Source organism: Agromyces sp. NPDC058484, from assembly GCF_042720415.1.
Classification (GTDB): Bacteria; Actinomycetota; Actinomycetes; order Actinomycetales; family Microbacteriaceae; genus Agromyces.
The window spans coordinates 1-13826 of the sequence record NZ_JBHXMP010000026.1 but is presented as its reverse complement, the minus strand read 5'-3'; the positions used below and the strand labels follow the sequence as shown (position 1 = coordinate 13826).

The window sequence follows — 13826 nt, the reverse complement described above, 5'->3', positions numbered from 1 at the left end:
CTCAGTTCGACAGAATCCCGGCGACGGCGAGCGCAATGCCGAGCACCGCGATGGTGACGACGCTGAGCGCGATGCGCGCGAGCGCAGGCCAGGGTTCGTGCCGTCCGGGTACATGCGCAGTTCCGCGCGGAAAATGGCGCACGCCGATGAGCGCCACAGCGGCAGAGCAGATCGCGCCGATGCCGCCGATGAGCGGCACGCCCAGTCGGAACGCGGTGATGGCGAGCACGAGCCCGACCATGGCCGCCGCGAGGCCCGTGCGCTGCCAGGCCATCGCCGTACGCTCCGGCTGCAGGCCGGGGTCGCGCGTCGACCCTCGGTCGTTCATCTCCTCGTCAACTCGTAGATGGCATAGGCCGCGAAGAACAGGGCGAGCAGGAACACTCCCGACACGAGCCACGGCAGGGCCGCAGGCGAGGGCAGGGGCCGATTCAGTCGAAGCGCCCGTTCGACCCGACGCCACGAGAACAGCGCACTCGCCGCGAGCGCACCGCCACCCGCGCAGGCGATCACCGCGATGATGTCGACCACGATCGGCAGATCGGCGATCACGGCGAGCGTCGTGAGCGCCACCCCGCCGGCGACCAGCGACAGCCCGGTGCGCACCCACGCGAGCGCCGTGCGCTCGTTCGCGAGCGAGAATCGCACGTCGGGCTCCGCACCGACGCCGTAGACGCTTCGCGGGCGCCGCATGGGAGTGTCGTCGTCAGCGGCCGAGTTCATCTCGCGTGTTCCTCTCCGAACGGGATCCGAGATACCGATCATCGCAGCACACCGCATGATCGGTATCACAACCGGCCGAAGCACGGCGCCGTTCGTCCCCGCCAGGAGGTCAGTGCCGTCGCGGCCATTAGGTCAGTGCCGTCGCGCCGTCTCCTCGGCATCAGCGAGAACGCCGTCGACCCACTCCACCGCGGTCTCGGCCGCGCCGAGCGGGCCTCCGGCGTCGTGACGGCCGTACTCCCCCACGCGCTGGGCGCCGCAGGCGGCGAGCGCTTCGTCGATCAGCTCGCTGCCGCGTGAGTACGTCTTGGTGTAGCTGCGATCACCCATGCCGAACACCGCGTATCGAAGGCCCATGAGATCCGGCCGCTCCTCGACCAGGGCGCGGTGGAACGGCCGCGCCGACGTGGGCACCTCACCGTCTCCATAGGTCGCGCAGACCACGAGGTGCAATCGCAACGGATCCAGCGTCCGAGGGTCGGCGTCGGCGAGGTCGACGACCTCGACGTCTCGCCCCGCCAGGTGGTGGCGCAGGTCGTCGGCGACGAGTTCGGCCCCGCCCGATTCCGTGCCGAACAGGATGGTGATCGGTTGGCCGGATGCCGCACCTGCCGTACTCTCGACGGCCCGCACCCCGGGCAGCGGGATGTCCCGGTCACGCGCCGCGTCCAGCAGTTCCTCGCGGGTGCGCAGCTTCGCCCTCGAGCGCCCCGGCGCCGCGCCGAGGGTCTCACGCACGTCGATGCGCCGCCAGCCGTCGAAGTCGACGGCTCCGGCGTGGGGTTCCATCCCCGCCTTCTGCGCGGTGATCCGCCCCGCGGCGAGGTCATCGAAGATCATCGCCGCGAGGCCGCGCGCGTCGGTGCGCTGATCGGGGATGGTGCCGCGCGGTCCGCGGCGCAGCCAGCCCGCCACGTACAGCCCGGGCTCGACGCGACCGTCGGGGTGGGCCCCCGGCGCCATCGGCGTGTCGTCGCCCGCGGCGAAGCCGATGGCGGTGATCACCGTCCCCGCCTCGATCTCGACGTCGCCGGCGGCGGAGGAGAACCGCGTCGTGCGCACCCGGTCGTCGCCCTCGAACGCCTCGGGCGTCAGCCCGAACCACCATTCGATCCGCACGCGTGCATCCGGGGCATCCGTCGTCGCGGCGAGCGCTCGCAGCGCGTCCCACCGTGCGTCCTTGCCCTCCGGGGCCGTGTCGATGTCGACGCCGTGCAGCACATGCTCGACGCCTGAGAGCGAAGCGAGTTCGCGCACCATGACCGGATCGAACTTCGCGGCGCCAGGTGCGGAGCGGCCCACGACCGTGATGACGCGCACCCCGGAGACCACCTGCTCGCGGACACGATCGTCGACGTCGGAGCCCTCGAACTCCGCGGGGTCGCGGGCGATGAGGCGCACCACGTCCATCGCGACGTTGCCCTGCCCGAGCACGAGCACGTGCTCCGACAGCCGGGGGACCTCGGGGTGATCGGGATGCCCGTTCAGCACGCGGGTCAGCTCACCCGACCCGATGACGCCGCCCAGCTTCGCGCCCGGGATCTTCAGGGTCGCGTCGTGACGCAGTCCGGTCGCGAGCACGACGGCGTCGAATCGCTCGCGGAGCTCATCGAGCGAGACATCGTCGCCCAGGGTCGTGTTCCCGTGGAACCGCACGCCCTCGTGCAGGAACAGCCGCTCGAACTGGCGTGACACCGACTTCGTGCCCTGGTGGTCGGCGGCGACCCCGTATCGCACGAGACCGAACGGCACCGGCAGGCGGTCGAACACGTCGAGCTCGGCCGCCGGGAGGACGCGGCGCAGCGCCTGCGCGGTGAACGAGCCCGACGGGCCCGACCCGACGATCGCGATCCGCGGTGCGGCATCCGATCTCGACTCATCCTCGCCCGGGCTCACGCCCGCCTTCGCCGAGGGCGTCGCGTCTGCGGCGCGGGTGCCGCTCCACGTGACAGGGAGCTTCAGCATCCCCCGGAAGACCCAGCCACCGATCTCGGCGGGATCGTCGGCGACGAGGTCGAGCCCGCGCAGACGTTCGAACAGGCGTGGCAGCGCGACATCCGCCACCTCGCCTCGCGCAGCCCACGCGCCCAGGCAGACGTGAACGCCCTTGCTGAACGCCAGGTGCGGCTTGACCTCGCGGCGGAGGTCGAACGCAGCCGCGTCGGGCCATACGGTCTCGTCCCGGTTGGCCGAGAGGATGCAGATGCCCAGCCGCGCGCCCTTCGGCAGGTTCACGCCGACCAGGTCGACGTCGCGAGTGGTCTGCCGCGAGTACATGCCGATCGGCGCGACCCACCGGATGCTCTCCTCGAACACGGTGTTCCACAGCGAGGCATCCGCTTCGACCATCCGGCGCTGGTCGGGGTGGGTCAGGAGCGCCCAGGAGGCGACCCCGAGCGCATCGCGAGGTTCGTTCATGCCGCCGCCGATGGTCATCTTGATGTTCGCGCGGATCTTCTCGAGCGGCATCCGGTAGTCGGGCATGGCCAGCAGCGACGAGAGCAGCGAATGATCGGGATGTTCCGCGTGCCAAGCCAGCATCTCGTCGAGTGCGACGTCGACCTCGTCGAAGGCGCGTCGGCCGCGCTCCCAGACCTCGGGATCGTCGGCGTAGTTGCCGGTCGCGTCGATCATGTCCTGCGACCAGCGCTGGATGTCCTCGTGGGTGGCGTTGTACAGCCCCATGATCTGTCGCAGGTTCTCGCCCGCGTAGGGCGCGGCGAAGTCCCAGATGAGGTCGGCGCCGGGCCCCTTGTCGATGAGCTCGCCGAGGAAGTGGTCGGCGTTGCGCTCGAAGACCTCGTTCCAGACGCGCTTCACCGTGCCCGGACGAAGCGCCGGCTGCCAGGCCCGCCGCTCGACGTAGTGCTCCGGGTCGTCGCGCCGCAGCATCGAGTGCCCCATGGCGCGGATCTGCAGCGACCCCTGCTCGTTCGCCGAGAACGTCTGCTGGTCGGTCTCGGTCACGTGCACGGCGTCGTAGCTCGTGATCAGGTACCGCCCGACGGCGGGCACCCAGTGGACGCCGCCCTCGGCGCGGAGCCGCTCGTAGATGGGAAACGGATCGCGGTAGAGGTCGGAAATCGTCACCCAGTCGGCGACGGGGGCTTCGCTGCGTGCCATTTCACGTGACTTCCTGTTCCGGCTTCATCGCCATCCATCCATTGTCGCCAGCCGCGTTGAGAAGCAAAAGCGGTTTCTCTTTCGAAGCTTCTCAAGCAGAATCGAAATATGGAGCCCATCGACGTGCCCGACTTCACGCTGCGTCAGTTGTCGTACCTGGTGGCCGCCGCCGATTCCGGCACGATCGCCGCCGCGTCCGCGGAGCTGCACCTCACCAGTTCGGCGATCTCGGACGCGATCACCGAGCTCGAGCGCACGATGGGCATGCGATTGTGCGTCCGCCGTCGCGCGCACGGCCTCACCCTGACCAGCGCCGGTTCGCATGTCGTGGCCCGTGCTCGCCCGCTCCTCGCCGCCGCCCGCGAACTGGGCGTCTCGATGCGCAGCGGCCCGGGCGAGCTCGTCGGGCCGATCACGATCGGCTGCTATCCCACGCTGGCCCCCACCGTACTGCCGCCGCTCCTGCACGACTTCGGCGAAGCCCACCCGCGGGTGGAGCTCCAGATCTTCGAGGCCACGCACGATCGCCTCGAGGGCCGCATCGAGTCGGGCGAGGTGGACGTCGCCTTCGTGTACGACCTGCTCGTGCCCGGGATGCCGCGGCGCGAGAAGCTGTTCGAGTTGTCGGCGTACGTGCTCGTGGCAGCGGGCGATCCGCTCGCGGATGCCGACACGGTGACGTTGGAGGATGTCGCGGAGCGGGACCTCATCCTGCTGGACGCGCCGCCGTCGAGCGCGCACACGCTCTCGCTGTTCACGGCCCGCGGCCTGCTGCCTCGGATCCGCCACCGCACGACGAGCTACGAGGTCGTGCGCACGCTCGTCGGGCGGGGCCTCGGCTACGGCATCCTGGTGCAGCGCCCCGCGAACCCGGCGAGCTACGAGGGCTACCCTGTGGTCATGAAGGAGATCTCTCCGGCGGTGCCGCCCGTCGGGATCGACGTCATCTGGTCGGCCGAGACCGACTCGCCCGATCGGGTGCGCGCGCTCATCGAGTTCGCGCGATCCATCCGCTGGACCGGCTCGGATGCGTCGTGACCACGCTGATCTGGCCGATCAAGCAGTCGCTGATCGAGTACGTGCGCGGCATGGCCGACGGAACCGCGGAGGCCGCGCACGGAGCAGTTGCGACCGACCAAGGGTTCGAGTTCCCGGGATCCCCGGAGGCGGATCTCGCGTTCCGCGGAACGGTGACGCTCACCGGGCACAGCGGCATGCTGCACCTCGTGTTCCGCGACCCGGCGCTCGTCCGCGGCGACGACGGGTGGGTGCTGACCATCGCCGATCCCGACGACCCCGCGATCAGGCTCCCGTTCGCGCGGATCGCCTCGCTCACGCAGGAAGGCGGCGGTCGTCGCGCATCCGGCAGCGCGCTGACCGCCGACGGTGCCGACCTGTTCTTCGGCCCGTACGTCGAGGGCACGCCGGTCGACGACCCGTTCGTGCGCGACTGAGCCCGCTGACCCCGCGGCATCCGCGGTCGCGCGCCGCGACGCGGGCGACTCCCCATGGAGCCGCCCGCGTCGCGAGGTCCCTCAGGCCTTCGACATGCCGTAGATCGGGCTCTTCTCCTGCACGTGTTCGTGCTCGGGCCCGAGCGGGATGCCGGTGCGGTCACGCAGTAGCAGGGTGGCGACGAGCCCGAGCGCGACCATGATCAGCAGGTAGACCGTGATCGACCAGGGGTTGCCCGTGGCCTGGAGCAGCGCCTGCGCGATGGTCGGCGAGAACGCGCCGCCGATGATGGCGCCGATCGCGTATGAGATCGACACGCCCGAGAACCGGATCGAGGCGGGGAACAGCTCCGAGTACAGCGCGGCCTGCGGGCCGTAGGTCAGGCCCAGCCCGATCGTCAGCAGGCCGACCCCGAAGAACAGTGAGAGGGGGGTGCCCAGGTTCACGATGGGGAAGAGCGCGAGCAGCGCGAGGGCGAGCGTGATCCACCCGATGATGTACGTGTTCCGGCGCCCGATCCTGTCGCTGATCCAGCCCCCGAGCCAGGTGAACACCAGCCAGGTCACACCCGTGGCGGCGACGGCCCACAGCACGGGAGCCGGGTCGAGCCGGATCGCGCCCTCGGGGTCGGTCGCGTAGCGCTGCACGAAGCCGCCGGTCGACATGTAACCGACCGCGTTGTTGCCGGCGAACACGAACGCCGCCACGATGACCAGCAGGAGGTGCTTGCGGAACAGCTGCACGATCGGCATCCGCGCCTCCTCCTTGCGCTCGGCGATCTCCTCGAACACCGGGCTCTCCGACACGCGGCGGCGCACCCAGTAGCCGACGCCGATCAGCACGACCGACAGCAGGAACGGCACGCGCCAGCCCCACGCGAGGAACGCGTCTCCCGGGGCGATGACCGCCATGATGGCGAGCACGCCCGAGGACAGCAGGATGCCGATCGGCACGCCGATCTGCGGCGAAGCGCCGAAGACACCGCGCCGCTTCTTGGGCGCGTGCTCGACGGCCATCAGCACCGCGCCGCCCCACTCGCCTCCGGCGGAGATGCCCTGGAACACGCGCAGCAGGATCAGCAGGATCGGCGCCCAGATCCCGATCGCGTCGTAGGTGGGCAGCACGCCGATGAGCGTGGTCGCGACACCCATCAGCAGCAGCGTGAGCACCAGCATCGGCCGGCGGCCGATCTTGTCGCCGTAGTGCCCGGCGAGGAACGCGCCGAGCGGCCGGAACAGGAAGCTGATGCCGACCGTGATGAACGCGAGGATCTGGGCGAACTCCGGCCCCGCCTGTTCGAAGAACAACGTGCCGAAGACGAGGCCTGCGGATGCCGCGTAGATGAAGAAGTCGTACCACTCCACCGTCGTTCCCACGACGGTGGCGAAGATGACGCGCCGCTGATCGGCAACTTGGGCGATGGTCCCCGTGGGGGTGAATCCCGGGGGATTCGATTCGGTGCTCATTCGCTGACTCCTTCGTCGACAGTTCAAGTCTGACCCGGTCGCACAGCCGATGTAAGCCTGCCGAGCCAGTTGGTCGTATACGATATCAGATATACGGGACTGGCGTTCTCGGATGCCTCACACCCGCAGTCTGGGGCGTTCGGAAACTCGATCGGATTCCCCCTGACGTTCCGGGGTGGGATCGTATACGATTCGAGCATCCCTGTTCGATGTGGAAACGGAGAGACTGTGCTGGAACCCCCTCGAATCGAAGCGATCGCCGACGAACTCGTCACAGCCGATCGCGACCGCAGCATCGTCCCGCTCCTCACTGCTCGCCATCCCGGCATGACCGTTGAAGACGCCTACGCGGTGCAGAGCCTCTGGGCCGAACGCGGCGTGGCGGCCGGCCGTCGCATGGTGGGCCGGAAGATCGGCCTCACCTCGAAGGTCATGCAGGTGGCGACGGGCATCACCGAGCCCGACTACGGCGTGATCTTCGACGACATGGTGTACGAGTCCGGGGCATCCGTCGAGTTCGACCGGTTCTCGAACGTGCGCATCGAGGTCGAGCTCGCCTTCGTGCTCGCGAAGTCGCTGCAGGGACCGGATGTCACGATCTTCGACGTGCTCGACGCCACCGCCTACGTCGTCCCGGCCCTCGAGATCCTGAACTCGCACATCGAGATGCAGGGCCGCACCATCGTCGACACGATCTCCGACAATGCGGCGATGGGCGGCATGGTCGTCGGCGGCAACCCCGTCAAGGTCGACGCCGTCGACCTGCGCTGGGTGTCGGCGCTCCTCTATCGGAACCAGACGATCGAGGAGTCGGGCGTCGCCGCCGCGGTGCTGGGCCACCCGGCCATGGGCGTCGCGTGGCTCGCGAACAAGCTCGCCCAGCACGGGCAATCGCCGGGCGCCGGCGAGATCATCCTCGCGGGATCGTTCACGCGCCCCATGTGGGTCGAGCGGGGCGACACGGTGCATGCCGACTACGGACAGCTGGGGGCGATCACATGCCGGTTCGAATGACGCTGCCGCCCACGTTCGCCGACCGGCTCGCGGCATCCGATCGCTCGCTCGCGGGGATGTGGGTGTGCTCGGGCAGTCCGCTCATCGCCGAGATCGCCGCGGGCAGCGGGCTCGACTGGCTGCTCATTGACGCGGAGCACTCCCCGAACGGGCTGGAGGCGATCCTCGCCCAGCTCCAGGCGGTGGCCGCCTACCCCGCGACCCCGCTGGTGCGCCCGCCGTACGGCGACATCGTGACGGTGAAGCAGTACCTCGACCTCGGCGCGCAGAACCTGCTCGTGCCGATGGTCGACTCCGCCGAGCACGCCGCCGAGATGGTGCGCGCCGTGCGGTACCCACCCGCGGGGGTGCGCGGCGTCGGCAGCGCGCTGGCCCGCGCGTCGCGCTGGAACCGCGTCGACGACTACCTCGCGGATGCCGCGGGCACGGTCTCGCTGACCGTGCAGATCGAGTCGGCCGCCGGCGTGGAGCACGTCGACGAGATCCTCGCCGTCGACGGCGTGGACGCGATCTTCGTCGGCCCCTCCGACCTCGCCGCGTCGATGGGGCACCTCGGGCAGCAGGAGCATCCCGACGTCGTGGCTGCGGCCGAGCACTGCATCCGGGCCGCGGTCGCCGCGGGCAAGCCCGCCGGAGTCAACGCCTTCGCGCCGGCCACCGCGGATCGCTACCTCGCCGCCGGCGCCTCGTTCGTGCTCGTCGGGGCCGACGTCGCGCTGCTCGCCCGCGCATCGGAAGCGCTCGCCGACCGCTTCATCGGCACCGACGCCGCGCACTCGGATACGCCTCGCGCAGGATACTGAATGCCCCCGCCGATTCCGAGGACATCTGCAGTTTCGAGGACGTTGGCACGCCCGGACGCCCTCGACTGGCGCCTTGTCCACAGATCGTATATGATTTCAAATATTGAGAGACGAGGGTGTCCATGACGAACGACTTCACCGCGACGAACGCCTCCGCCGCGACGCGCGACGGCGCCATCGCCACGCCCGGCAAGATCATCGCCGTGCACCTCAACTACCCGTCGAGGGCGGCCCAGCGCGGCCGCACCCCCGCGAAGCCGAGCTACTTCCTGAAGCCGGCGTCCTCGGTCGCGCCGACCGGTGCCACGATCGAACGCCCGGCCGGCACCGAGCTCCTCGCCTTCGAGGGCGAGATCGCGATCGTGATCGGCCGCCCCGCCAGGCGGGTCTCCCCCGCCGACGGCTGGTCGCACGTGGCATCCGTCACCGCGGCCAACGACTTCGGGATCTACGACCTGCGCGCCGCCGACAAGGGCTCGAACGTGCGCTCCAAGGGCGGCGACGGGTTCACGCCCCTCGGCCCCGGGCTGCTGCCCGCGGCATCCGTCGACCCGGACGCACTGCGGGTGCGCACCTGGGTCAACGGCACGCTCGTGCAGGACGACACGAGCGATACCCTGCTCTTCCCGTTCGGCCAGCTGGTCGCCGACCTCTCCCAGCTGATGACCCTCGAGACCGGAGACGTGATCCTCACCGGCACCCCGGCCGGCTCGTCGGTCGTCGTGCCGGGCGACGTCGTCGAGGTCGAGGTCGACGCACCGGATGCCCCGGGCGCGCCGTCGACCGGACGCCTCGTGACCACCGTCACCCACGGCACCGCGGCGTTCGGCGACTTCGGCACGAAGCCCGCGGTCGACGACCTGCAGCGCGTCGAGGCGTGGGGCTCCGAGGAGGAGCTCGCCGCCGCGGTCGCCGCCGGCCGGTCGAGCGCGCCGCTCGCTGAGCCCGTCGAAGCGGGCGCGACCGGGGCCGAAGCCGGCGTGCTCACCGACGAGTTGCGCGAGCAGATCGCCGGCGTCGCCGTCGCGACCCTCTCGGTCGCCCTGCGCAAGCGCGGCTACCACGACATCTTCATCGAGGGCGTCTCGTCGAACCACCCGGGCGATCGCATCGTCGGCGTGGCCAAGACGCTTCGCTTCATCCCGTTCCGCCCCGACCTGTTCGCGAGCCACGGCGGCGGATTCAACGCCCAGAAGCTCGCGTTCGACACGGTGCGGCCGGGCGAGGTGCTCGTCGTCGAGGCCCGCGGCGAGCGCGGCACCGGCACCGTGGGCGACGTGCTCGCCCTCCGGGCGCAGGTGCGCGGCGCCGCCGGCATCGTCACCGACGGCGGCGTGCGCGACTTCGACGCGGTCGCCGGGTTCGAGATCCCCGTGTTCTCGCGGGGCTCGCACCCGAGCGTGCTCGGTCGCAGGCACGTGCCGTGGGAGGTCGACGTGACCATCGCATGCGGCGGTGCCGCCGTGCAGCCGGGCGATGTCATCGTGGGCGACGGCGACGGCGTCATCGTGATCCCGCCGCAGCTGGTCGGGGAGGTCGTCGCCGAGGCCGCCGAGCAGGAGCGACAGGACGCGTACGTGGCCGAGCAGGTCGCGGCCGGGGCATCCGTCGACGGACTGTTCCCCATGAACGCCGAGTGGCTCGCCCGCTACCGGACGGCCGTCGCGGGGGCTGAGGCATCGGAGCCGGCACGATGAGCACCGAGAGCAAGTCGCAGCGAGCGTACCGGTTCCTGCGCGAGCGCATCGACGACGGCCGGTACGTGCCGGGGTTCCGGCTCGTGCTGGGCCAGATCGCCGCCGAGCTCGACGTGAGCGTCGTGCCGGTGCGCGAGGCCATCCGCCGGCTCGAGGCGGAGGGGCTCGTCACCTTCGAACGCAATGTGGGCGCCCAGGTCGCCCTCATCAAGGAGACGGAGTACCTGCACACGATGCAGACCCTCGCGCTCGTCGAGGGCGCCGCCACGTCGATGTCCGCGCCGCACCTGACCGCGGATCATCTCCGCCGGGCACGCGAGCTCAACGAGCGGATGCGGCGCACCCTCGACGACTTCGACCCGCATCGCTTCACCGAGCTGAACCTCCAGTTCCACGCGGTGCTGTTCGAGGAGTGCCCGAACCCGCACCTGCTCGACCTCGTGCACCGCGGCTGGAACCGCATGAAGGTGCTGCGCGACTCCTCGTTCGGGTTCGTGCCGGGCCGCGCCCAGCAGTCGGTCGAGGAGCACGAGCACATCGTCGCCCTGATCGAGGCCGGTGCGGATCCGCTCGAGATCGAGCTCGCGGCACGACGGCACCGCACGGCGACCCTCGATGCGGTGCTCGCCTACCAGTCCGACCACAGGGCGGCGGGCGAGACGGATGCCGCGGCATCCGCTGAGCCCGGCGCCGGCGCGCCCGCGGTCGCCTGACCCCACTCCACCATCCGCTTCCACGAAGGGATCACCATGACGCACTACATCCCCGAGGATCTGCCCGACCGCATCCGCCACTTCATCGACGGCGAGTTCGTCGACTCCGTCGGCGGCGAGACGTTCGACGTGCTCGACCCCGTCTCGAACGAGACCTACGTGCAGGCCGCGGCTGGGCAGAAGGCCGACATCGACCTCGCCGTCGCCGCGGCGCGTCGCGCGTTCACCGAGGGTCCGTGGCCCCGGATGCTGCCGCGCCAGCGCGCCCGCATCCTGCACAACGTCGCCGACCTCGTCGAGTCCCGCGATGCCCGCCTCGCCGAGCTCGAGACCTTCGACACGGGGCTGCCGATCACCCAGGCCCTCGGCCAGGCGCAGCGCGCGGCCGAGAACTTCCGCTTCTTCGCCGACCTCATCGTCGCCCAGAACGACGACACCTACAAGGTGCCCGGCCGCCAGGTGAACTACGTGAACCGCAAGCCGATCGGCGTCGCGGGGCTCATCACGCCGTGGAACACGCCGTTCATGCTCGAGTCGTGGAAGCTCGCCCCGGCACTGGCCACCGGCAACACCGTCGTGCTGAAGCCGGCGGAGTTCACGCCGCTGTCGGCGTCGCTCTGGGCCGAGATCTTCCGCGAGGCCGGCGTGCCCGACGGCGTGTTCAACCTCGTGAACGGGCTCGGTGAGGAGGCGGGCGACGCGCTGGTGAAGCATCCGGATGTCCCGCTCATCTCGTTCACCGGCGAGAGCCGCACCGGGCAGATCATCTTCGGCAATGCGGCGCCGTTCCTGAAGGGCCTCTCGATGGAGCTCGGCGGCAAGTCGCCGGCGGTCGTGTTCGCCGACGCCGACCTCGACTCCGCGCTCGACGCCACCGTGTTCGGCGTGTTCTCGCTGAACGGCGAGCGGTGCACGGCCGGCAGCCGCGTGCTGGTCGAGCGACCGATCTACGACGAGTTCGTGTCGCGGTACGCCGAGCGGGCGAAGAACATCGTCGTGGGCGACCCGCACGACCCGAAGACCGAGGTCGGCGCGCTCGTGCACCCCGAGCACTACGACAAGGTCATGAGCTACGTCGAGCTCGGCAAGGACGAAGGGCGCCTCGTCGCCGGCGGCGGCCGGCCCGATGGGCTCGACACGGGCAACTACGTCGCCCCCACCGTGTTCGCGGATGTCTCGCCCGACGCCCGGATCTTCCAGGAGGAGATCTTCGGGCCGGTCGTCGCCATCACCCCGTTCGACAGCGACGAGGAGGCGCTCGAGCTGGCGAACAACACGAAGTACGGACTCGCCGCCTACATCTGGACGAACAACCTGAAGCGCGCCCACAACTTCTCGCAGAACGTGGAGGCGGGCATGGTGTGGCTGAACTCGAACAACGTGCGCGACCTGCGCACGCCGTTCGGCGGCGTCAAGGCCTCGGGCCTCGGGCACGAGGGCGGCTACCGGTCGATCGATTTCTACACCGACCAGCAGGCCGTGCACATCACGCTGAACGAGGCGCACTCGCCGCGATTCGGCACCCACGCCGAGACCGCGCCCGTCGCCACCGCGAACCCCTGATCCCTCCCCGACTCACAATGAAGGAAGCCGACATGCAACTCCCCGAACCCACCGTGACCGCATCGGACCCGATCCCCGCCCCGGCCCACCCGATCCCCACGCCCTCGGCGCCGGCACCCGATGTGCTGCGGTGCGCCTACATGGAGCTCATCGTCACCGACCTCGAGGCCAGCCGCAGGTTCTACGTCGACGTGCTCGACCTGGTCGTCACCGAGGAGGACGAGAACACCGTCTACCTGCGCTCGTTCGAGGAGTTCATCCACCACAACCTCGTGCTCCGCAAGGGCCCGGTCGCCGCGGTCGCCGCGTTCTCGTACCGTGTGCGGACCCCTGAGGACCTCGACAGGGCGGTCGCCTTCTACGAGGAGCTCGGATGCCGCGTGGAGCGGAACCCCCAGGGCTGGAACAAGGGCATCGGCGACTCGGTGCGCGTCGAGGACCCGCTTGGATTCCCGTACGAGTTCTTCCACGACGTCGAGCACGTCGAGCGTCTCGCCTGGCGGTACGACCTGCAGACCCCCGGATGCCTCGTGCGCCTCGACCACTTCAACCAGGTCACGCCCGACGTGCCCCGGGCGGTCGCGTACATGGAGGACCTCGGCTTCCGCGTGACGGAGGACATCCAGGACGAGGCGGGCACCACCTACGCCGCGTGGATGCGCCGCAAGCCCACCGTGCACGACACGGCGATGACGGGCGGCGACGGCCCCCGCATGCACCACGTCGCGTTCGCCACGCACGAGAAGCACAACATCATCGCGATCTGCGACAAGCTCGGGGCGCTCCGCATGTCGGACGTCATCGAGCGCGGTCCCGGCCGCCACGGCGTCTCGAATGCGTTCTACCTCTACCTGCGCGACCCCGACGGCCACCGCGTCGAGATCTACACGCAGGACTACTACACGGGCGACCCCGACAACCCCGTCGTCACCTGGGACGTGCACGACAACCAGCGCCGCGACTGGTGGGGCAATCCCGTCGTTCCCTCCTGGTACACGGATGCCTCGCTGGTGCTCGACCTCGACGGCAACCCGCAGCCCGTGGTCGCCCGCACCGACGACTCCGAGATGGATGTCACGATCGGCGCCGACGGCTTCTCGTACACCCGCAAGAGCGACGACGCCGACGAGCTCCCGAGCTGGAAGCAGGGCGAGTACAAGCTCGGCCACACCCTCTAGGAGACCGCTGAACAATCCAGCGGGTTAAGGCGCGCCTGCTGCAGAAGTCTGGTCGCGGGTTAAGACTTGGTGCATGCAGGGTCGTGATGCT

Annotated in this window: 12 protein-coding genes; 8 read left to right on the top strand and 4 right to left on the bottom strand. The window is 70.0% G+C overall.

The window, feature by feature from the left end; all coding sequences use genetic code 11:
• Position 1: 1 nt before the first annotated feature.
• The 3 genes from ACFWN7_RS16805 to ACFWN7_RS16795 all read right to left on the bottom strand — a co-directional run bounded on the left by ACFWN7_RS16805 (position 2) and on the right by ACFWN7_RS16795 (position 3846).
• Complete coding sequence (locus tag ACFWN7_RS16805; RefSeq protein WP_376940010.1) at positions 2–328, bottom strand: DUF202 domain-containing protein; 327 nt, start codon at positions 326–328, stop codon at positions 2–4.
• Positions 325–723 carry a YidH family protein gene (locus ACFWN7_RS16800; RefSeq protein ID WP_376940009.1) on the bottom strand — a complete coding sequence of 133 codons (399 nt, stop codon included), beginning with the start codon at positions 721–723 and terminating at the stop codon, positions 325–327. Before ACFWN7_RS16800 ends, ACFWN7_RS16805 begins: the two co-directional genes overlap by 4 nt.
• A 132-nt stretch (positions 724–855) precedes the next feature.
• Positions 856–3846, bottom strand: coding sequence for a cytochrome P450 (locus ACFWN7_RS16795; RefSeq protein ID WP_376940008.1), 2991 nt, complete (start codon positions 3844–3846; stop codon positions 856–858).
• A 108-nt stretch (positions 3847–3954) separates the two neighbouring features.
• On the opposite strand from ACFWN7_RS16795, the gene ACFWN7_RS16790 reads away from it, so the two are divergent.
• A complete protein-coding gene (locus ACFWN7_RS16790) occupies positions 3955–4884 on the top strand; it encodes a LysR family transcriptional regulator (protein WP_376940007.1) in 930 nt (309 codons plus the stop codon).
• On the top strand, positions 4881–5300 hold the full coding sequence (locus ACFWN7_RS16785; protein ID WP_376940006.1) for an HtaA domain-containing protein: 420 nt from the start codon (positions 4881–4883) through the stop codon (positions 5298–5300). Before ACFWN7_RS16790 ends, ACFWN7_RS16785 begins: the two co-directional genes overlap by 4 nt.
• Before the next feature lie 81 nt (positions 5301–5381).
• On the opposite strand, the gene ACFWN7_RS16780 is transcribed toward ACFWN7_RS16785, so the two are convergent.
• Complete coding sequence (locus ACFWN7_RS16780; protein ID WP_376940005.1) at positions 5382–6767, bottom strand: MFS transporter; 1386 nt, start codon at positions 6765–6767, stop codon at positions 5382–5384.
• A 228-nt stretch (positions 6768–6995) separates the two neighbouring features.
• Between ACFWN7_RS16780 and hpaH the strand changes: the two genes are divergently transcribed.
• From hpaH to hpaD, 6 genes are all read left to right on the top strand, one after another.
• The gene (gene hpaH, locus ACFWN7_RS16775; protein WP_376940004.1) at positions 6996–7781 is read left to right on the top strand and encodes a 2-oxo-hept-4-ene-1,7-dioate hydratase; all 786 of its coding nucleotides are present in this window, start codon (positions 6996–6998) and stop codon (positions 7779–7781) included.
• On the top strand, positions 7766–8584 hold the full coding sequence (locus ACFWN7_RS16770) for an HpcH/HpaI aldolase/citrate lyase family protein (RefSeq protein ID WP_376940003.1): 819 nt from the start codon (positions 7766–7768) through the stop codon (positions 8582–8584). The genes hpaH and ACFWN7_RS16770 overlap by 16 nt, the downstream gene beginning before the upstream one ends.
• 122 nt (positions 8585–8706) lie before the next feature.
• On the top strand, positions 8707–10281 hold the full coding sequence (locus ACFWN7_RS16765; protein WP_376940002.1) for a fumarylacetoacetate hydrolase family protein: 1575 nt from the start codon (positions 8707–8709) through the stop codon (positions 10279–10281).
• Complete coding sequence (locus tag ACFWN7_RS16760) at positions 10278–10994, top strand: GntR family transcriptional regulator (RefSeq protein ID WP_376940001.1); 717 nt, start codon at positions 10278–10280, stop codon at positions 10992–10994. Before ACFWN7_RS16765 ends, ACFWN7_RS16760 begins: the two co-directional genes overlap by 4 nt.
• 36 nt (positions 10995–11030) lie before the next feature.
• Positions 11031–12557: a 5-carboxymethyl-2-hydroxymuconate semialdehyde dehydrogenase gene (hpaE, locus tag ACFWN7_RS16755; RefSeq protein WP_376940000.1), complete on the top strand. Its 1527-nt coding sequence runs from the start codon at positions 11031–11033 to the stop codon at positions 12555–12557.
• A 32-nt stretch (positions 12558–12589) separates the two neighbouring features.
• Entirely contained in the window at positions 12590–13735 is a 1146-nt protein-coding gene (hpaD, locus tag ACFWN7_RS16750; RefSeq protein WP_376939999.1) for a 3,4-dihydroxyphenylacetate 2,3-dioxygenase, read from the top strand.
• Positions 13736–13826: the final 91 nt, after the last annotated feature.